The sequence below is a fragment of the Paenibacillus sp. PAMC21692 genome, assembly GCF_014303795.1.
GTDB classification, from domain to species: Bacteria; Bacillota; Bacilli; order Paenibacillales; family Paenibacillaceae; genus Pristimantibacillus; species Pristimantibacillus agaridevorans.
Window position 1 is genome coordinate 6,062,973 of sequence record NZ_CP060293.1, and the last position, 21,046, is coordinate 6,084,018.

General features: G+C 49.7%; 13 protein-coding genes. All 13 read right to left on the reverse strand.

The genetic code is table 11. From position 1 onward, the window contains the following. Positions 1-29: 29 nt before the first annotated feature. Positions 30-1,055, reverse strand: a complete 1,026-nt coding sequence (locus tag H7F31_RS24850) for a Gfo/Idh/MocA family protein (RefSeq protein WP_187100968.1) — start codon at positions 1,053-1,055, stop codon at positions 30-32. Then, positions 1,052-1,915, reverse strand: coding sequence for a sugar phosphate isomerase/epimerase family protein (locus H7F31_RS24855; RefSeq protein WP_187100969.1), 864 nt, complete (start codon positions 1,913-1,915; stop codon positions 1,052-1,054). The genes H7F31_RS24850 and H7F31_RS24855 overlap by 4 nt, the downstream gene beginning before the upstream one ends. 507 nt (positions 1,916-2,422) lie before the next feature. After that, positions 2,423-5,389 (reverse strand): alpha-L-rhamnosidase-related protein, encoded by a 2,967-nt coding sequence (locus tag H7F31_RS24860; protein WP_187100970.1) that lies wholly within the window; start codon positions 5,387-5,389, stop codon positions 2,423-2,425. Between the two features lie 16 nt (positions 5,390-5,405). Beyond that, positions 5,406-6,377, reverse strand: a complete 972-nt coding sequence (locus tag H7F31_RS24865; protein ID WP_187100971.1) for a DUF4434 domain-containing protein — start codon at positions 6,375-6,377, stop codon at positions 5,406-5,408. Between the two features lie 4 nt (positions 6,378-6,381). Further along, complete coding sequence (locus H7F31_RS24870) at positions 6,382-7,113, reverse strand: ThuA domain-containing protein (RefSeq protein ID WP_187100972.1); 732 nt, start codon at positions 7,111-7,113, stop codon at positions 6,382-6,384. Between the two features lie 24 nt (positions 7,114-7,137). Next, a complete protein-coding gene (locus tag H7F31_RS24875; RefSeq protein ID WP_187100973.1) occupies positions 7,138-8,193 on the reverse strand; it encodes a Gfo/Idh/MocA family protein in 1,056 nt (351 codons plus the stop codon). A 30-nt stretch (positions 8,194-8,223) separates the two neighbouring features. Beyond that, positions 8,224-9,381: a sialate O-acetylesterase gene (locus H7F31_RS24880; protein ID WP_187100974.1), complete on the reverse strand. Its 1,158-nt coding sequence runs from the start codon at positions 9,379-9,381 to the stop codon at positions 8,224-8,226. A 291-nt stretch (positions 9,382-9,672) separates the two neighbouring features. Next, positions 9,673-10,557, reverse strand: coding sequence for a carbohydrate ABC transporter permease (locus H7F31_RS24885; RefSeq protein ID WP_187100975.1), 885 nt, complete (start codon positions 10,555-10,557; stop codon positions 9,673-9,675). Positions 10,558-10,574: 17 nt separating this feature from the next. Next, positions 10,575-11,474: an ABC transporter permease gene (locus H7F31_RS24890; protein ID WP_187100976.1), complete on the reverse strand. Its 900-nt coding sequence runs from the start codon at positions 11,472-11,474 to the stop codon at positions 10,575-10,577. A gap of 89 nt (positions 11,475-11,563) precedes the next feature. Further along, positions 11,564-13,291, reverse strand: coding sequence for an extracellular solute-binding protein (locus H7F31_RS24895; RefSeq protein ID WP_187100977.1), 1,728 nt, complete (start codon positions 13,289-13,291; stop codon positions 11,564-11,566). A 105-nt stretch (positions 13,292-13,396) separates the two neighbouring features. Beyond that, positions 13,397-15,079 (reverse strand): response regulator transcription factor, encoded by a 1,683-nt coding sequence (locus H7F31_RS24900; protein ID WP_187100978.1) that lies wholly within the window; start codon positions 15,077-15,079, stop codon positions 13,397-13,399. Between the two features lie 3 nt (positions 15,080-15,082). Then, a complete protein-coding gene (locus tag H7F31_RS24905; protein WP_187100979.1) occupies positions 15,083-16,729 on the reverse strand; it encodes a sensor histidine kinase in 1,647 nt (548 codons plus the stop codon). A gap of 188 nt (positions 16,730-16,917) precedes the next feature. Beyond that, complete coding sequence (locus tag H7F31_RS24910; RefSeq protein ID WP_187100980.1) at positions 16,918-20,823, reverse strand: carbohydrate binding domain-containing protein; 3,906 nt, start codon at positions 20,821-20,823, stop codon at positions 16,918-16,920. Between the last annotated feature and the right edge of the window lie 223 nt (positions 20,824-21,046).

The window sequence follows — 21,046 nt, forward strand, 5'->3', positions numbered from 1 at the left end:
TTCTTGCTCCTCTCGATTCGATTCGTAGGTCAGCTTTTCGGCATAAGCAGTTGCACGCCTTTTGCCGCGCTTTCGTATATGGCCTCAACCAGTTGTACCGCCCGCAATCCATCCTCGCCGGTGACGAGCGGACTTCCGCCCGTTTCGATCGAGGAGATGATATCAATCAGCTGGCTTTGATGAAAGTCGGATGGGATGCTTCTTGGATCCGTTACTCCGCCGTAAGCGTCCGAGTGAATCCAGGTCGGCTTGTTCCTGTCCGGGACCGTCCAATGAACGATAGAATTGCCCTCCAGCTTAATCGTGCCCAGCTCGCCGTACAGGTTAATAGCTGCGGCAAAGCCGGGCTGAATGCTGGTTGAAGCCATAATCGTCCCGAAGGCTCCATTGTCGAACTGCAAAATCGCCAGTCCCAAATCTTCCGCTTCCATCTTATGCGTCTGCGTCGCGACTTGTCCGAAGACGGAGCGAACTCCTCCGGCGAACCAAAGCAGAAGATCCAGGCTATGAATGCCTTGATTCATCAAGGCGCCGCCGTCCTCCGAGATCGTGCCCCGCCAATCCGCGCTGTCGTAATACGCCTGCGTGCGATAAAAGGGAAGCGACATCTCGACCAGCAACAGCTTGCCGAGAGCGCCCTCCTCCAGCACCCGCTTGACTGCCTGATGCTGGACTTCAAAACGCCTCTGGGATATGACGGATAGGGTAACGCCGCGCTCCTTGGCCGTTCGGACCAGTTCGGCCGCATCATTCGCGCTCATCGCAATCGGTTTTTCGATCACGACATGCTTGCCGGCGTTAAGAACATCCAGGCCGATGCGGGCGTGGCTTCCGCTTGACGTTGTCACGCAAACAATATCTACGTCCTCGCGGCGGATTAATTGCCGGTAGTCGGTCGTCCAAGCGCAGCCCTCACGCTCTGCAGTCGCCTTTGCTATATCCTCGTTGCGGCTGGAAACAACCGTCAAGCTTGCGCCTTCAATTTGGCGGATCGCCTCCATATGAAAGTCGGCGACCGAGCCGCAGCCGATGATCCCGAAATTCCACGTCTTCATTCCGTCCCTGCCTCCTTAAGCAGGGTGCGCAGCGCATCCAGCGTCATGCGGGTGCCCGTCATCTTGCTTCCGCCTGCAGGAATAAAATGCGTCTCTATCGTAAAAAGGCCATCATAACCATCAGCCTGAAGCGCTTTCAGCTGCTCTATAACGGCTACGTTGCCGGAGCCGAGCGGAACACAGCGTCCAGTTCCGTCTTCGCGGATATACGCATCTTTTAGATGGACGTGGGCGAGATATTCCTTCATGGCCGCATAACCTGCAGGATACGCCTCGCGGCCGGCATACGCTTCGTTGCCCGGATCCCACAAACCTCTAAGCGCAGGAGATGCGATTTCGCGAACGAGAAGCGCGACCTCCTCCGCGTAACCCCCGTTGCAGGAAGGCTCATTTTCCAATAGTAGCGTAACTCCTTGCTCTTCGGCTGTCTTGGCCGCCCGCTGCAGATGACGGACGATTTCGTCCGTATACAAGGACGGGTCGGCTTCACGCCAAAAAGAAAAAATGCGAATCCGATTCGTGTTCAGCAGCTTTGCAATCGCAATGACGCGGTCCAGCTTGGCGAAATGCGCATCCACGCTTTCTTCTATTTGACCGAAGGTGTCTCCCGCCGCAGCCTCTCTGGAAGGATCCAGCTTGCATTTAAATAAAGGCGAGGCGATAGCGGAAATGAACAGCCCTCGTCCCTCAACCTGCCTGCGAATTTCGCGCAGCTGATCGTCGTTCAGGTCTGCGGCATTTTGCCCGTTAACCACCCGGACCTCCACATGCTTCAAGCCCTGCTCGGCAATCCAGTCCAGCGCCTCCTCGAATCGATCCGACACTTCATCCGTCAGAATCCCTAACCGGTTTAGTACCAACGAGTTTTCCCTCCGTTTCTTTTCTTTCCTGTCTCCAACTTACTATATCAACATCTTCGTCACGCGTGTTGACGTTTCTTTCGAATTAAATTTACATTTTTTTAGGTTTTTCAAACGGGCTAGGCAATCAAAACACAAAATCACCCTGAAGGTGAAATTGCGGGCAAGTGTCCGGTAAGAAATGAACGGGAGCAACTGTAACGGAACTGAAAGGCGTTATTTCAGCAAAAAGCAGCACTTCGCAAATCTAATGGAACTGACAGCCCTTATGATGGGCAAAAGTCCGCAGTTTGCCTGGATTTCTCACGAATAACGTCGCACAGTTCCGTTTAGATTTTAATATCACGCCAAACGCTCCATATAAGGGCCCCCATTTCCGTTAACAGGTTGGCGATGCTTGATTGCAGCCTCATTTCCAGTTTTACACACAATGAATCGACGGCCTATACAATGAAAAAAGAACATGCGAGCTAGCGTTCCTCGCATGTTCTTATAATCTTGAACCAATCATGATTCGACAGCCTCGGAAACAATCGTAATGGATGCCTCATCCTGAACGGAAATTGTCCATTTGCCAGCCGTTAAATAAGGGGGCGTCCCGGATCCTGATACGATGATTCCATCAGCCGTCAATGGTGCCGGCGGAAGGATGACTTCGCCGAGAACGCCCCGTGGAAGACGAACATCCACTTTAAACTCGCGTTCTCCTTTTATCCAGCGCACTTCCACTAAACCTTCGGGTGTATTTAGCTTCCCCTCCGCCCAATGCAGCCCGATTGGCTGAGGCGCAATTCTCACTTTTTTGAATCCGGCCTCGATTGGCGTTATGCCGAGAATAATCCGCGGCAGGAAATGAGCGGGCGCTACACTCCAGCCGTGACAATAGCTCCTTGTCGGATAAGCGGAGGACCATCGACCGGGCATATCCTCCCAGCAGGTTGTGCTTCCCTGCTCCAGCATATGTCCCCAAGTATCCTGAATTTCCTGAACGAGGGGTTTCAGCATGCCCGCTTTTTCGAGTGCCTGCAATTTAAAATACCGCATAAACGGGGTTGCGCAACGAACAAAGTCGACAGGAGGCTCTGTTAAGTAAGACAAAAGCGCCGACTGCCGCTCCGGCAGAGCGACATCATGAAGATAACAAAGCAAATTCGTCTGCTCGCTAAACACCGAGCTCGGACTTCCATCCTTATGGATACAATCCGCATAAGCTTGCCGCTCCCCGCTCCATAAATGAACATTTATTGCTGCAATAATGGTTGCCCGCAGCGATCGAAGCTCCATAGCGTCCTGCTTATGGCCAAAAAGATCCGCTAATTGCGCTATCCTGCGACAGCTCTCCGCAAACCAGGCGTTCACATGGGTGACAATCGCCCCGTCCGGACAGTCCATAGCCGCCCAATCGAGTAAATTCCAGAAGGGCGAACGGATCAAGCCCGTCCCTTCATCGACGCATTCGTCACGGAAATATCTGATTTGTTTTAGAAGAGACGGATACATTTCCTCCGCGAATGCGGCGTCGCCCCAGTAGCCGTAATACTCCTCGCAAGCAATCGACCAGAGGAAGCTCCAGGTCGAGAGTACATTTTCCCATCCGCTTGGTACTTGTGATTCCACAACAGGGGATCGATTCATCGAAGCTGCCGCAAGTCTTAAGCTTCTGCGCACCAGCGGATCGGCCCCAGCTAATGTTGCCTGAACCCCGGACATCACGTAGGCGTCACCTACCCAGAACGCCTGCTCATAGGTGGGACAATCAACAAAAGCGTCATCACTGCATAATTGCGCTGTTCGCCGGCTCATCTCGAAAATTCGATTAAGCCTTTCATCCCCGCACCGGAAACCGCCGATTCTGGGAGAGGGATAGGTTCGCTGGATACAGCGCGCAAAGCGGATCTTTAAATCTCCGCTTAAGTTGGAAGCCTGAATCACCCAATACCTAAATCCCCTCTGGATAAAGGAACGATAACGCTGCCAGCCTTTGCGCGCTACATACCGCAGCGTATTGTGCATGGAGTGCATATGCACGATATCCCCGTTCTGATACGCTTCGAATCCGTAACCGTCGACAATCGCGCCTTCCTCCGCACATATCTCGAACTCGATCCAACCCGCCGTCATCTGTTCGAATTCATAGATGATCCTGACCGCTTTCCCGTCACCGGGATCGCGCAGAAGCGTATAATCCGCGTTTCCGCCGCAGCTGCTGTACAGCCCTTGAACTTGATCCGTCCCCAAGCTCCTTGAGAGAACTACGGCATCCGTCATCTGGTGGAACACATTGGACACATGTTCCTGCCCGTGAGGAATAATCCGCATCCCTTTAAAAGCAATTAGCAGCTGCCATGAGCCCACTGCGGCAAGTGATCGAGGTTTCGCCGAGTCCTCCAAAAGGCTCGCTCCAAAAAAAACAAACCTTCCCTCCGATATGCCGGGAAGTCGCGGCTCCAGCGCAATGGAACGGCCGCTCTCAACCTCTTGAAAGGATACTTGAAAATGATAGTCGTGAGCCGTCCCTTCTATTAAAAAAGAAAGCAGATGTTCTCCCTCATCCATATGAACCTCATAGTCATATAAACCGCTCCAATGACTGCCGGATACATCTCTCGAAGTAACGGGCTGGCCATCCACATAAAGCTTCACATTCATCCCCGAGGTTCGGTCCTGGAAACAAAATCTCGCATAAATAGGACGGTCCAGCTTAACCGTTGTGGCAACCATGCCGCATACCGCATTCGGACTGGCATTTACGACTCCGGGCAGCAGCCATTGCCTTAGATCCATACTCCATGCGGGCTTAGGGAGCGTAACCGTCCCGAAGGACTTGATGCCCGCAGGATACACCTCGTCCTCCGTTAACAGCGGGATATCTCTTGGACGCAGCTTTATCCAAGGCTCACAGCCCGCCATTCCAAGGGGCAGCGCCTCTCTCCATTCCTCATTGACAGCAAAACCCGCTACCTTCCATCCAGGAAGTTCCGGCCCCGCGTCATAATGCTCCGCGTAGGCTTGCTGCGAAGAAATACGAGGCGTAGGACTGCCAAAGGAGAAATGACGCCGCCACTTCCAATCTTGGCCGCTTGCAACTTCCAGCGGCCTACCGGACAAAGAACGTCCGGATAGTCGCGCCAGCAATCCCGGCTTTCCAGCTATATATTGGAAGGTGGACGTGTTCAGAACGTGAACCAGAACGGCAATCGCATTGATCCCCGGCTGCAGCCACGCTTCCACCTCATACGTGTCATAGAACCATTCCTGCGTCCAGCCGCGAACAGGGCCCTGACCGATAAAATGTCCATTCAGCCAAACCGTGTAACGGTAATCCGCTGTAATATGCAGCAACGCTTCATTCATCGGCTCCCATTGAAATTCATGGCGAAAGCAAACATAGGACGCCGCCTCCTGATTGGATAACATGGAATGATCAAAGCCGATCCATTGCGCTTCTCCAAAATCCGTTAACGCAAGTGTCATTCGGATTACACCCTCTCTATAAGCCTGGTAAGCTACCCGAAGCCTTCTTATTCAGCTTGCGGAAAGCTTCCTCATACGACTTCGCTCCCGCTTTCCCTGAACAAGGACTTACAAACTGCTGATACCCCCAGCTCACAAGCACATTCGCGTAGCTGCTGGCCAGCTCCATCTTCGCTTGCAGCTTGGCAATAGGCACCTGAATCCATCTTGCATCCTGAAATCCGGGGCCGTTAACGCCCTCCTCTCCTCGAAACCGCTTCATCTCGTCAAAGTCCGCGACGTCGATTTCCGCCAGCTCCACATTCCCCCATAACTCTACCCCATGCGCGGCGCATGCTCGCCCTACGGCGGCAAAATACGGTTCCCGCTCCGCGAGGCTTAAGAACGCGGAATGCTCCGCCCCGGAATCCTGAAGCAACAGCGCGTCGATATCAACCTCGCCGAATATCCCGTTCCAGAACGTTTCGTATTCGTCCGCTTCCGCGTAAGGATAGCCAAGCACCTCTTCTCTATCGGTTACAAAAAAGGGGGACAGCACAACTTTACAACCAGGGGTAAGCTCCCGGCACCATAGACTCGCCTGCTTCCACAGACCAAGACAGTAATCCAGTTCCTTGCCCTGTACCACATAAATTTCGTTCCCCAAGTAATACCCGTAAAAGGAACGATGTCCGCCATACTTGCGGTTTATATGCTCGATGATATGGAAGCTTATATTCAAATCGGATTCAAGATCCCAATGGAAATGCCAATCCTCTCTGGCCATCACCTCAAGAATGACTCTCATATTGCGGGAAGCCGCTTCCTCCATGATGCAGGCAACGGGATCGTAAGAGCCCTCTTTCTCCAGCCATTCTAATGATAGTACCGGTCCGTTTATCCAAATCAGATCAAATCCCGCAGCCTGCTGCGCGTCCAATTCACGAACAATTCGTTCCCGATCAAACGATGCATCCACATAATACAATGACCCGCTAATAGGCAGCATCCAGCTAGCCCCCCCTGCCTATGATAGATTCCAATGCTATCAGCCGTTCTCCGTACTCGGTGTCTGCTCCTGCCGTCGGGGCTGCCCACTTGACCGCGTTGGAAATCACCTTCAAGACGTCCTTGTTATGATAGGTTGGGTAGGTTTCGTGACCCGGCCTGAAATAAAATATTTTCCCTTTGTTTCTGCGATAGGCGCAGCCGCTGCGGAACACTTCTCCTCCCTCGAACCAGCTAACAAATATTAATTCGTCGGGCGCCGGAATATCGAAGTGTTCGCCATACATTTCCTCCTGCTCCAGCTCAATATATTTTCCTAATCCTTCCGTGATTGGATGCGCCGGATCGACCACCCAAAGCCGCTCCTTCTCGTCCGCGATACGCCATGACAGGCCGCATCCCGTTCCCATCAGCTTGCGGAACAGCTTGGAGACATGGCCGGAATGCAGGACGATCAGCCCCATCCCCTCGAGCACTCTCTTATGCACGCGATCGACAATGGAGTCCTCCACGGTCTCCTGCAGCATATGGCCCCACCAGATCAACACATCCGTTTGACTCAATACGTCATGGGTTAATCCATGCTCTTCCTGATCCTGGGTCGCCGTTCTGGCAACGATGCTTTCGCTCGTTATCCCATTTGCGATGGCATGGTGCATCCCTTCCGGATAGATGCGGCTAACGCGGGGATCCACCTTTTCATGATAATATTCGTTCCATACCGTTACTCTGATCATTGGCTTTTGCCTCCCGCTTCCCGTTTATAGTTTAACTTCCGAACCCGTTTCCGCAGACTTATAAATCGCGCTTAAAATCTTGACCATATCCACTCCGAATTGGGGCAATATAATCGGTTCGGTTCGCCTCTGCACGCAATCTACAAAGTGGTTGATATTTTCCGCGTGAGGATGAATGCCGGCAGGGAATCTAGGCGTAATGTCACAAGGAATTCCCTCAATGTCGGTAAACAGCTTGCATTCGCGATCGGTAAGCTTCGCCCCGGCTTGCGTGCCGCGCAGCTCCAGATAAGCCATCTCTTCCTCTACATGGGAGGCCCAACTAAACTCGATTTGCAACGTAGCGCCGTTATCAAAGCGAATAAACCCCGTAGCCAAATCCTCAACGTCGTTTCTATATGCGGCTTGATTGCGAGACGACTGCATCGGTTGCGACAGCTGAAGATGCTTGTCGCCAAACTTGCTGTAAGCCGCTCCAACAACGGAAACGGGTTTTGGACTGCCCATCAGCCAAACGCTTAAATCGATAAAATGAATGCCCAAATCAATTAAAGGACCGCCGCCGGATAACGTTTTATTCGTAAACCAGCCGCTGCCGGGAATGCCCCAGCGTCTTTGCCAGCCGCAACGGCCCGTATAGATGTCACCCATATGGCCTTTTTCGATATAGCTTTTCAGAAACCTCGATTCCGCGCGGAACCGGTTATTGCGGGTAACCATCAGAATGTTTCCGCTCTTCTTGGCTTCATCCGCCATTCTCTGCGCTTCCTCCGGATTGATGGCGTCCGGCTTCTCGCAATAAACATGTTTGCCTGCATGTAGCGCGGCGATGGAAACTTCGGAATGAAACAGATTTGGAGTCGTTATATCCACCATATCGATCTCTTTATCGGCCAGCATTTCACGATAGTCGGTGTATACGCCGGCTCCGTGCTCATTAGCCATCGCCGCCGCAGCGCTCTCGTTTACGTCGCAGAAAGCAACGATTTCAACCTCCGGATGGGCGGACCACGCCGGCAGGTGAGCGTATTTAAATATATTTCCTACTCCCACGACACCCAGCTTTAATTTTTTCAACATAACCATCTCCTTCTTGCGCGCGATTCATATTTAAAAGGAATAGCGGAATACGGGAACAGCTAAATCCGCTCCGTCTCTAAGATTGCATACAGGATTAAAACCTTTGCCGTACCATAACTCCACTCCGGCAGGCGCGCTCTCCTTCAGCTTTACGATAACGATATTGGCGCTTGCTTGGTCCAAACGGCAATCCATTACAGGAAGAGCCGCTCCTTCATGCTCGACTCGAAACCCGCGTATATGTTTGCTCGGCCACAAACCTCCGTTGACATGCTCAAACTCGATTCGAAGCTCCTTTCTTTCCCTATCCGCAAAAAAGCAGCGCCGCACTCGAGGGCCTTTTTCATAAGCGGCATCCTGGAAGCATAACCTTCTGGCCAGCAGCGCAAAACGTTTGCCAAGCTTCTTTAACGCAGGCGTGCTCAGATGAATGGCGTCGGACAAGGATAGATCGATCGTCGTTACGAGCGCGACATGTGATAGGTCTCCTTCAAGATGGAGTTGATCCAGCTGAATGCCGTTCCATGCCGGGAAAACATCCGCTTCCCCCAACCAAGTGTTTAATTGAGCATAAAGGATGGGCAACTCCGGTTGGCCCGAATCACGCCTTAACGCTTCTATCAATGAAATAAATCGTTGTTGATACACCGCCGCTTTATCCCAATCCGCGGCGTCAGATTCGCCTTGGTACCATAAACAAGCTTTGACCTTTCCTCCAACCGCATTTATCCTTCTAAGCATGGAGCCGTATAACGACCGACCGCCATCAGACAACCCGGCCTGGGCCCACTGCTCCATATCCGTCCCCCCATGAGCGCACAACAGCAGCCCTATAGGAACATTGGAATACTTCTTCATCGCCTTGCCGAAGCTTATTCCAAGACCCGCGCCAAACTCTCTAAACAATCTCTCGTTCCTCGCCGCCTCTTCCTTCCGATTCTCCGGAACTCTCCAATGAACGGGATCCGACGCTTCGTTAAACCAGCACAATGGATCCTTCGCAATTCCCCATTGATCATCCAAATAGAAGCATCTTACCCATTGCGAGGGGCGTTCCGTCTCTATGAGCTTGCCTACGCCTTCCATATTGGATTGACCCGCGAGAAGATACACATCTCCGACGCCGATCCCATTTATCAGATTCTGACATACAACTTCTCCGCTTGCGTTATATGCAATTACTTCCAAACTGTAATCCCCCGCCAATACCCCTTGAAAGACGCCCTCGCAACTATTTCCATCAATTTGTAAAAAAATGGTGCATTCGTCATCCGCCTCTTGATGCCCTAAAGGGCGCAAGCGGCATTGAATCGACAACTGCCGCGTCTCCCCTTGTGAAACCTGCAGCTTGACTGGAATATCCGCATACCCTTTATCATCCCTTTGGCGCACACTATACGAATGTGGGTATTCCAATTGGAAAACCCCGTTTTTTCCCATGGTCATATCCTTCTCCCGTTTCGCCCCTATCGGGTTTCCTTATTCCTTAACGCTTCCAAGCACAATGCCCTTCACAAAATATTTCTGCAGAAACGGGTACAAAATCAAGATAGGGAGAGCGCCCAGAAAAATTTGCGCCGCTTTCATCGTTCTGTCTGACACCTCGCTGAGCTCCTGCATCTCTTGCAGCGTCACGCTGCTTAAATCCCGCTGAATAATAATGGTTTGCAAATAACTGGAAAGCGGATATTGATCTCGGCTGTTCATATAGATCAAGCCGTCAAACCAGGAATTCCAATGTCCGACAACCGAAAGCAGCGTTATCGTCGCGAGTCCCGGCAGCGACAACGGAGCATAAATGCGCCATAATGCCGTCCAATGACTCGCCCCGTCTATAAATGAGGCTTCCTCCAGCTCTTTGGGCAGCCCCCGGAAAAAATTAATCATAAGAATGACGCTAAAGACGGGCACAGCTCCTGGAATAACAAGAGACCAGATCGTGTCCAGCAAATTCGTATAGTTGATGATCATATAAGTCGGAATGAGCCCGCCGTTGAACAGCATGGTGAATACAAATATCCAGACCATCCATGTCCTTCCCCGAAACGATTTGGTTTCCTTGGATAACGGATAGGCTGTCAACAGAACCATTAGCAGTTGTAAGGAAGCCCCTAATCCAACCCGCTTCAGCGTAACAACAAAAGCCTCCAGAAATGCAGGATTTTGAGCGACGAACTGATACGACTTAAAGGTAAAATCCACAGGCCAAAGATTGACCTGTCCGGCGGTCGCGGCAGCGCTGGAGCTAAATGAAACTGCCAATACATGAACCAAGGGAAGAACGCATAACAACGACAGCAATGCCAAGAAGATATAATTCGATATAACAAATAGCGTGCGACCTAACGTGCGCTGATCCTTCATCATCTATCCCCCTCTCGTCAAAAGATCCGGTAATTGGCGAACCGATAGGCGAGCCAATAGGAGATTGTAATCAAAATGAAGGAAACTACCGACTTGAACAAACCCATAGCCGTAGCTAAACCGTATTGGGCATCTACCAATCCCATCCGATAAATCATCGTATCCAGCACATCTCCGGTTTCATACACAATGGGACTGTATAAATTAAAGATTTGATCAAAACCAGCATTCAGAACATTGCCCAGACTTAACGTCGCCAATAAAATAATGATCGGCGAAATGCCTGGAAGCGTCACATTCCACGTCTGCCTCCAGCGTGAGGCGCCATCAATCGCCGCCGCTTCGTACAAGGTTGGATTAATGCTTGTCAACGCGGCGAAATAAACGATCGTACTAAATCCGAATTCCTTCCAAACATCGGATAGGATGATGATGAAACGAAACCAGCGATTGTCGGCAAGGAAAAAAACCGCTTCTCCGCCTAACGCCTTAACGACCTGATTTACCAATCCCTCCGATGGGGATAACAGATCAACGAGAATGCCTCCCAGAATGACCCACGAGAGAAAGTGGGGCAAATAGATGAGCGTTTGCACGCCTCGCTTAAACGCGCTTTTGCTCACCTCGTTCAATAGCAACGAGACGACAAGCGGGACGATTAACCCTGCTATCATTTTCAGAACGGCGATAATGACGGTATTCCATAATACCGGGAACGTGTCCGGCAATTGAACGATATACGCAAAGTTGCTCATGCCAATCCATTCGGAATCAAAAAAACCTTTGGCGGGAATAAAGCGTTGAAAGGCGATCCCGATCCCGATCATGGGCAGATAGCTATAAATTAAAATGATAATCAAGCCTGGAATGAGCATGAGATATAATGGCAGTTCCCTGTAAAGCTTTCCGGAAAACATGACATCTCTCCTGTCGAAACTCTTCTATTGTCGAGAGGGAATAGAGCAGAATGAACAACTGCCCTATTCCTTCATTTCACCTGCACGGGTTATTTCGCAGAGGCGTACCACTCGTTAACTTCAGCTGTAATCTGGTCGCCGCCAAGCTGTTTCCACTGTGAAACAAATTTGTCGAACTCGTCGGGAGATACGGCCCCCATAATAATTTTGGTAAACGTCTCCAGCTCCAACTTATCTAAAATAGCCTGCTTCTCTACCATCGTTTGGGTCGGAGGACCTCCATACAGGGAATCGCGATAATTATCGCCGGCAATATAGCCATCAACCACTTCCATCGTTTTCATAAAGGAGTACTGAACCCAATACTTCGGATCCTGCGTCTCCATGTAGTTCAAGATTTCATCGTAGGTCACTTTCTGCTCCGCTTTTAATTGGGACGGATCCTTTGCCAGCACAGCCGATCGAACCTCGGCGGCTGTGTTCATGTTTGCCGTAACAAATGCGGAGGTGATCAAGGCGGTATTAATGATTTCAATGCCGTCCTGCGATTTGCCGTATTTGTAATTGCTTTCGACCGTCACCTTCTGAGGAGCCAGCTTCTCCAAGTACAGATTAGCCATCTTAATAACCGCTTCCGGATTGGCGTAACCTTTCTTGACGACAAACCATTGGCTAAGCGGGAAGTAATACGACAGCTTCAGCGGCTCTCCGTTTGCCGTTGGAATCGGATAGGCTACCCAATTCGCGGTCGGATCCTTCTGCACGGCTTCTCCGAGCGGCCAGTTCATCGCCCAGCCGTAGCCGAAGTATAAACCCGCTTTGCCGCCCGTAATGCCTTCCAGCGCTTTCGCCGTATCCTTAACGCCGAATTCCGGATCGACGATACCGGCTTTGTACAGCTCCTGCAGCTTAGTCAAAGCCGTTTTAACTTCCGGCTGAATACTGCCGTAAGCCAAGCCGTCGCCAGCCGGATCTTTGATCCACATGTACTGCTTCCAGGCTACATTGGAAGGATTGCCTTGATAAGCGTTAAAGAAGCCTTGCAGATCGGGATATCCGTTAATATCCTTGCTTATCGGAATTCCGTACGTGTCTTTCTTTTGATTGCCGTCAGGATCTTGTTCGGTGAAGGCTTGGGCTGTAGCCAGCACATCATCCCATGTTTTCGGTTCGGGCAGGCCAAGTTTGTCCAGCCAATCCTTGCGAACCCATAACACCTCGCTGCCCGAGTAATCCCCGCTTCCCGTTACAGGCAGCGCCATAAGCTTGCCGTTTACCGTAGAAGCACCAAGGCCGCTGTCGCCATATTCGGCGATCGCTTCTTTTAGAAGAGGAGAAGCGTATTGGTTGAACGCGTCAGTCAAGTCTTCAAGCTGATCCGCTTCCACTAGCTGTTTCAACGTTTTGGCGTCTACAGAAAACGTATCCGGCAAATCGCCGGAAGAGATGGATAGATTCAGCTTCTGATTATACTGATCCGAAGTGCCTGTCGTAACCCAGTCATACTTGAGCTTGATGCCAAGCTCTTCCTCGTAGGCTCTTGTCCATGTATTGTCGTTTTCGTTGTCTCCGGCTATAAACTTGGTGCCTTGATTGTAATTGCGAACCGCCGTAAGCTCGATAGGCGTTTCATACTTGCCAAGCGGATCCGCCGGTTTCCCGGAATCATCTGCCGGAGTTGGTTCTGTCGCAGCAGAAGTTTCAGGACTTTGACTTGCGCCTGGATTGGTCGCGTTGTTGGTGCTGCAAGCAGACAACAACATCGAAAACGTTAGTACGGCCATCATAACGACTACAGTGATTTTACGAGCCTTCATGTGTTCTCCCCCAATTGTTTAATTTCAGAAGTTTCCTTCCTGTACTTATCATAAAAAAAAATAGAGTCTTCCATCGACTCTAAAGATTCTACTTTCCACTCACTTTCATTGTCGTGGTGACGCCGACTCCCGGTCTCTGTATTCTTGGGGCGTCATTGTCGTCGCTTTCTTGAAATAACGGTAAAAATACCGGTCATTATCAAATCCAAGCAACTTCGAGATGTCCTGAATCTTAAATGACGACTCCACCAGCATCTCTTTTGCTTTATTGATTTTAAGCTCGTGAATATATTCGGATATATTCATGCCGGTATTATTTTTGTATAATCGCGAAACATACGCGGAGCTGTGTCCCACCACTTCGCCGATTCTGGTCAAGGATAGATCTCCCGCAATATTAGCCTGAACATATCGCTGGATTTGCTTTACAACATCTTTTTCCTGCTGTTCATGCCCCGCCCGCTTCTGATTAAAAATCTGTTCCGCAAGCTCTACATAATAATCGGATGTTTCGTTCCAGGCTTCATGATGGCCCATATGCGTCAAACGATTGAGGTCAACCTTCTGCCCCAGCTCATTCCACAGATTCCATTTATTCAAGTAACGAATAAACATTAACGAAAAGGAATATTTGATTTCCTGTTTAAATGATTCCGGAGCCTTCGAGTGGAGTTGCGCGGCATTCATCATTTTGGGATATTCGATGAAAAACTGATACCTCTGCCCATTTTCCAAATATTCGGCAAGCAGCTCTATTCGTTTGGCCCCCATCCTGCTTTGGTACTTCCATTGATCACTATGGAGCTCCCCATGGTTTTCCTGCTCGGGCTCAAATAATAACAATTCTGTACCCATCCCCAGTCCATGGCTGGAGAGAAGCTTTAATTGCTCGAGCTTATGGCCGGCTTGAGACCACTCTACCGCTTTACCCGCGATAGTTATGGAAATGGATAATTTCAACAAGCTTTTGCAGGTTCGCTGCACAAACTCCAACGTTCCATGTATAAATCGCACGGTAAGTTTCCATTCCTCCTCCGATACGGGCTTCGCCGTATTTTGCAGCGCGGCAGAAGGCTGGATTAACCAAATAAACTTGGCTCTCTCATACACCAAAGTAACAACGCAACAAGAAGGAGACAGACATTCCTCCACAATATTTTGAATCGCGAACAACAAAGGGGCCCGGTCGAAGCTGCTGTAGTGATGATTCCATTCATCCACTCGTCCGATCATCGCAAGAACACGATTTTGACTGTCTAGCGGCATCTCCAGATTGTTAAATTGCTCCGGCAGCGCCGATGACACCGCCATGTTCCCTTCGAGGATATCCAATAAATAATCCCGCTGCAGCATGGGCAAAGCCTGCTTTAATTGTTGCTTCGCTTTGTTTACCAAACTGTCCATCTGCAGTTCCTTCTCGATAGCGGCGATCGTTTGTTCAACTACCTCCAGCAATACCTCGTCGCCTTCCGTCTTAAGCAAATATTGACAGGCGCCATGCCTCATCGCGTCCTGGATATAGTCAAAATCGCTATAGCCGGTCAAGAATATAACTTTGCATAACGGCCATTGCTTGACGATCAGCTTCTGCAACTGCAAGCCGTCCATTTCCGGCATTCGTATATCGGACAGCACAATATCCATTTTGGTACGTCCCAGCCAATTCAACGCCTCTTCGGGGTGATAAGCCCTGTATACCTCTACATTCAAACGGGTTTCATTTGTAAAAAGCTCAAATAATCCATCCACCACATGGCGTTCGTTATCTACGATTAGCAGTCGATACATCTCTCAACCTTCTTTCTGCAACGGAATAATAAGCTCAACCTTCATGCCGCCCATACCGCTTCTCGATAGGCGAAGACCCGCCGTTGAGCCGAACTTGAGCCGCAGCCGGCTATGCACATTGATCACTCCCGTTGTCTCCGTCACCTGCTTCGCCATCATTAAGCCGTTCAGTTCCTGAAGCTTCTGATCCGATAATCTGTCGCCATTGTCTTCGATCGTAATGGATAACCAATCGGCATGCCGGGTAAAATCGATTTTCAGTTGAGCGTCGCTCCTCAGCTCCTCCAATCCGTATTGAAACGCGTTTTCGATAAGCGGCTGAAGAGTCATTCGGGGAACGAGGATATCCCGGCACATACCGGGGATTTCGCTCCAACTTACTTTGACCAAATCCCCAAAGCGAACCATTTGAATTTCGACATAGGATTTGGCATGCATCATTTCTACTTCCAGAGGCACTTCATCCATTCCGGTCCGAGTAAGAAAATGATAGTACTTGCTTAAGTGCTGCGTAATTTTTGCGACCTTGTCCATATCCTCCGCCTTGGCCAAACGATATAAGGCATAAAAGCTGTTATATAGAAAATGGGGATTGATTTGAGACTGCAGCTGCTTTAATTCGGCGCGTTGGTTTCGGATTTGACCTTCATACACTTCATGAATGAGAATACTGAGCCGATCAACCATCGCATTGAATTGCTGGTAGACATAATTAAATTCATCCCTGTTGGGGTGGCGCACTTGAACGCCAAGATCCCCCTTCTCGACTCTGCGCAACGCTCGAACTAAATGACGAAGAGGCCGATGGATATTACGAAAGATCCAATACGAAAATCCGATAATGACCGTAATCGAAAATAGAGATAACAGCCACATCCAGACGGTATATTGGGTCAGAGGCTGCAGAAGCTGACTCTCGGGATAATAAAGCAGCAGCGACACATCAAGCTCCGATGATTTTCCATACGTAAGCACATAGGAAGTGCCGCCGACCTTTACACGGCCTTGTCCGCGACCATGATTGTCAAATACAAAGGATGGCGTTTCCGTGGAAATCGCTTTCATCAATTCCGGCTGCGATTCCCCGTTCAGCATCCATGAGTTGTCGTGCCCGAGCAAAAGGGCTCCGCCCCCCGCGACTCCCGTTATACTGCTCAGAGAATCCTTGATTTGTTCTTTCGACAGCTCTACCGCGATAAGAAACACGGGAAGACGATCTCCGTAGTTGCTTTCCGGATAAGCACCGCTAATATAAAGGCGCTCGTCCCAATAAATAAAGGGAGACTCATTGTTATGCGACAGCGCCCGAACCGTCTCTGGCGGCATGACATGCTCGTCGTATCGATTCGAATATAAAATTTTGCCGATAAGCGGAATATTAACGCTAGCTTCTTTGACATACAGATTAGAATTTTTCAGCAGCTCCAGTTTTTTTTCAATGCGAAGAAAAGCCGTGGTTCGTTCATGAACCGGCATTAGGTGGGACATGTTGCTTATTTTCTGAAAATCATCGTCAAACAAATATTCGCGTTTAAGCGTTTCGATTCGATTCATTTCGGATTCAAACGAGCGGAGATAGAAGTCAATATTGGATTCCATAGAGCTCATAATCTCGCTGCGCATATTCCGTGCCGCTGATTGATTGATCATCAGGCTCATCACATATAGAGGACAGACAACGATGATAAAAGTAAGGACGATTTTCGGGAAAATAGTAAGTTGTTTAGCGCGCTGAAACCACTGGATAAGACCACTCCCCCTACATCGCATGTCATGAATACAAAGTCATTAAAACAAAGGCAAAGATCGGATATCTCTGCCTTTGATTATAACGAATATTAGGATTTGTCGACTAGTCTAATAAATAGATCATCAAACCATGCCGTGCCGTTAACCCCCCATAGCTGCGCTTGCAATTGAACGCTGGCCGTTAGCGGAGGCAAAGTGATCTTGCCCCTTACATAGGTCCAATCGTTTGTTCCATGCAGCACAGTCGCGCTAACATCGGCTTGCAGCCATTTGCCGTTGGAATCCATGGCAATCGCTTGCAGCTGCGCTCCCATTGCACCCGAGGAGACGTTTGAAGTTTTGATCCAACCCCCAAACTCGTATTCCTTGCTGACCTGCAGATTGCTTCTGGACGTAAGCCATGCCGAGTATTGGTTAGCGTTATTCGTGATTTTTAGAGACTTCTTCCCTTTATAATAGGTCGAATTGTCCCATGCAAAAGGCGTGCCGGACGAAGTCCAGCTGGACCAACCCGTTGGACCTCCGGTACCGATTTCCATCCCCGCATTGGAAATGCCCGTATCCGCCACAGACAATTCAAAATCGTCAAACCATGCGGTGCCGGAAGCCGAATACAAATTGCCGACAATAAAGAGATACGCCGTTCCTTCGGGCGGGTTAAAGCTGAGTTGATATTTGTTCCAGTCATTCGTGCCCGTTACGAATGGTATGCGATAGGTTGCAAGCACATTATGCGCCGAATCCTTGGCCTCTACCGATATAAAGGCGCCCTGCGTTCCGGCAACGGACAACGTCTTGATCCACGCCGACAATTGCAGCGTCTTTGCCAAGTTCCCTGGAGCGTTCATCTGAGCGATCCATGCGGAATGATCCGTTGTTGCGTTTGTAATCTTTAACGATTTGTTTCCCCAATGACGCGTGCCGGAATCCCATGCAAACGTTCCGCTCGATGATTGATTCCATGTCGTCCAATGGTCTGGCGAAGTCGTGCCGCTCTCGGCGCCGCCATTTGGATTATCCGTCTTTCTAGGGAATTTCATCGTAAATACTTCATTGCTGTTGATCTGGAACCTTGGATAATAACCTCTGAACCTGCCCCCGTTTTTGAGCGTTACCGATTTGGCGGAACCAAACTCATACCTGATCATTTGCGAAGACGGAGGCTGGTATAAGCCTAAGCTGGTTGTATTTTTCGTTACGAAGGCGCCTGGGAACGTATCGCTCATCACATCCTCACTGCCGTCCGACCAATACGCCGAAGTGACGTTGCGCGGAACGATCCCTCCGTCCTCTATTAAATAACCTCCGGCGTTCGGGCCTTGAACCTTTATTTCGATTCTGTCTGTATAGAAATCATAATACAAGGTTTCATCGCCTACGACCGTCACGATCCGCTTGTGCGTGGAGCTAATATCCGAGTAGGTTACGGAATCCGCCTCATAGAACATCCCGTGCTGCCCCACGATGGACACATCCGGCTGCTCCTCGAATCGAATGTCGTCAAACCATACAGTGCCGCTATTTTCATAGAAGTTAGCGCCAATTTGAACCGTGGCCGTTCCGATAGGAACCGTTACATCGGATACAAAATACGTCCAATCCTGCGTGCCTACATTGGAATAGGCGTCCGCGCCTCCCCTTGCTCCGAGAGAAACACCGTTGGCGTCCAAAAACTGAATGTTGAGATAAGCACCCCGACCGGCGCCGTTAGGCCCATCCACTTGATCTGTTTTGATCCAGTACGAAACCTCGTAATGTTTGCCCGGAATAAAGTCGGTAGTCTGCTGATACCAGGTTGAATTTGCGGATTGATTGGCGTTCGTTATTTTGAGGGAGCGGTTTCCGCTATGTTTGACGCTGGCATCCCATGTAAACGAACCGTTTGCGTTATTCCATGTATACCAATTATCCGGCGCGGTCGAACCGCTTTCCGCTCCGCCATTTTGCACCTTATCGGTAAAGGCACTACCGTTATATTTGAGCACCATCGGCGTCGAATAAAAATCCAAGCCTAAGTTTTGCCTGCTGAAGCCTTGTTTATCCTGCAGAAATCCAATAACTCCCGCTTTCTTGTATACTCTGACCTTGTACCCATTCGCAAAGTCGGAGTCAATCTCGTAATAGTCATAATCCGTCGAGTCGATGACGCTTAGCGTATCCGAATACGCTTCGGCCCCGACTTGGACAGAGGCATATGCAGAAGCAGCTCCTTCATTTTCCGAACTATCGACAGCCGAAACTTTATAATAATACGTTTTGCCTTGTTCCACTGCGCGATCATGGAAGGATGGAACTCCGCCTGGCTTTATCCAAATCTCTCCTACCTTGTTTGCCTGGGCAGGCGTAAACGCGCTCGTTTCGCTCCGATAGACTCTATAGTAGGATAAGTCCGCCTCCGCCCCCGCTGTCCACGATAAGTTCGCCTTGTGAAAGTCCGGCGCTGTTACATTTAAACCTGCGACCTGCGCAGGAGCCGTTTGATCCGGAATGTCCGAATAATAATAAATCGTATTTGCCGGAATCGTATCCGTAAATGCGGTTCCGCTTATTGACTTGGTCCCGAAGCTTGCCGGGATTTCGCCAAACTTATCGACTAAATCAATAGAGGCCGACTCGAACTTATATTTCTTAAACGTCGTATGAATGGCGTTCTCCAGCGTAAAGCTTACATCCGCGTCGTTATTCGACCAGTTCACCACGATAATGGTGTGTTTGCCCTCCGCTGTTTTAATGATGGCGGGGATAACCGCTTCATTTGATGTAGTCGCCTGATACGCAGTCGAACCTTTGGGAATGAGCTTGTACGCCAGTGCCGTCGCCTTGTAATTGGGTCTTGGCGTAAAGTTCTCCTGCTTGCTGCCTATAATGCCGAAGCCGTAATCTCCAAAGCTGGTAGACGTTTGGTTGGAGCCGGCAGGCCATGTCCAAATATCATCCGCAAACGACCATCGGCCGAATTCGCTGACACCCGCCCTTAATCCATTGGCGATCAACGCAACGGAATTCAGTCCATCCTCCGCTCTGCGTATGGTGCCGGTTGGGGTATAATCGGTAATCATAATCGGTTTATCAGCCCCGTTGGGGTCATTGGTTTTGATAATATCGATAAAGCTTTTGATCAAGCTGACATAGGAGCCATCCGTCGCCTCCGCTTTTGTCTGTCCGGAGTGGATGGTATAAGCGTCGAGACTAGCGGAGATATTCGTTGACAGATCGTCCAGCCAGGAGGCTGTATCATGGTCGCTATAACCGATCTCGGGACCAATCAGCTTGACATATTGCAGCAGATTTTCGCTTTGCAGCCTGCTCCGCACCGCGGTCATGGAATCTTTATAGCTCGTTAGCTTGCTGACGCCTGGGGGAGTCAGAAAGAAGTTGTTCGGCTCCCCTGAGAAGGAAACGTATTTGACGTTCGTAAACCCTTTGGTCACAACGAGATGTTTGACCATGGCGGCGATATGCTCCGCATATTCGGGGATCATGCCCGTATTGGGCCCGGTGTTCGACGCGTATTCGGCAGTGAGCCATGGATACATGACTCTGGGATCGTCAACCATAACGTCCACAAACACATCCACGTTCATATCTTTAAAGGCTTGAAGATATTTATACAGCGAGTTCATCTCGATGCTGTTCCAAGTAAAGCCGGAATCCAGCATGACATCGGGATCCGCGTTGTCATTTGTCGGCTCCCACCAAGCTCCGTCTAACCATAACCTAGCAACCGTGGAGCCTGTTTTTTTAAATTGCGTCATCAAAACCGCCAAGTCGTCATCGTTGAAATCTTTAACCTTCCAGGAAGAATGATAGCCAAAGGGCATAACCGTTCCTCCCATGCCAAGCGTCGTGCCTTCGAAAGCTTTTGTGTTGTTTTTTAACGTGATGTTTACCGTGGAGTTAGCCAATACCTTGTCTGCGCTTTCAAAAACGATGAAGCTTGCTAGCAGCAACGCAACACATGCAACCAGCATAAATGGAAGTCTGTTGCTTTTCATGATTCCCCTCCCGATCTCACATTAGAATGACACCCAAAAAGAAGATTGTGTCTGATTTCAATATAAATCAACTCTATTTTCTTTATCGACTATAAAGTTTCTACCTGCGACTCACCATTATTGTTCTAAGCGGGAAAAATATATTAAGAAGTTCTTCATAAATTCGGGAATGGGATATTAAGAATTTCCAATTATAATGAGAGGAAGAACAGGAAACATGCAA

What these genes read in the sequence shown, in the direction of transcription:
- H7F31_RS24910 (WP_187100980.1), bottom strand. Translation starts at nt 20,823, where the DNA reads ATGAAAAGCAACAGACTTCCATTTATGCTGGTTGCATGTGTTGCGTTG.
- H7F31_RS24860 (WP_187100970.1), bottom strand. Translation starts at nt 5,389, where the DNA reads ATGACACTTGCGTTAACGGATTTTGGAGAAGCGCAATGGATCGGCTTT.
- H7F31_RS24850 (WP_187100968.1), bottom strand. Translation starts at nt 1,055, where the DNA reads ATGAAGACGTGGAATTTCGGGATCATCGGCTGCGGCTCGGTCGCCGAC.
- H7F31_RS24865 (WP_187100971.1), bottom strand. Translation starts at nt 6,377, where the DNA reads ATGCTGCCTATTAGCGGGTCATTGTATTATGTGGATGCATCGTTTGAT.
- H7F31_RS24875 (WP_187100973.1), bottom strand. Translation starts at nt 8,193, where the DNA reads ATGTTGAAAAAATTAAAGCTGGGTGTCGTGGGAGTAGGAAATATATTT.
- H7F31_RS24905 (WP_187100979.1), bottom strand. Translation starts at nt 16,729, where the DNA reads ATGATCAATCAATCAGCGGCACGGAATATGCGCAGCGAGATTATGAGC.
- H7F31_RS24885 (WP_187100975.1), bottom strand. Translation starts at nt 10,557, where the DNA reads ATGAAGGATCAGCGCACGTTAGGTCGCACGCTATTTGTTATATCGAAT.
- H7F31_RS24890 (WP_187100976.1), bottom strand. Translation starts at nt 11,474, where the DNA reads ATGTTTTCCGGAAAGCTTTACAGGGAACTGCCATTATATCTCATGCTC.
- H7F31_RS24895 (WP_187100977.1), bottom strand. Translation starts at nt 13,291, where the DNA reads ATGAAGGCTCGTAAAATCACTGTAGTCGTTATGATGGCCGTACTAACG.
- H7F31_RS24900 (WP_187100978.1), bottom strand. Translation starts at nt 15,079, where the DNA reads ATGTATCGACTGCTAATCGTAGATAACGAACGCCATGTGGTGGATGGA.
- H7F31_RS24870 (WP_187100972.1), bottom strand. Translation starts at nt 7,113, where the DNA reads ATGATCAGAGTAACGGTATGGAACGAATATTATCATGAAAAGGTGGAT.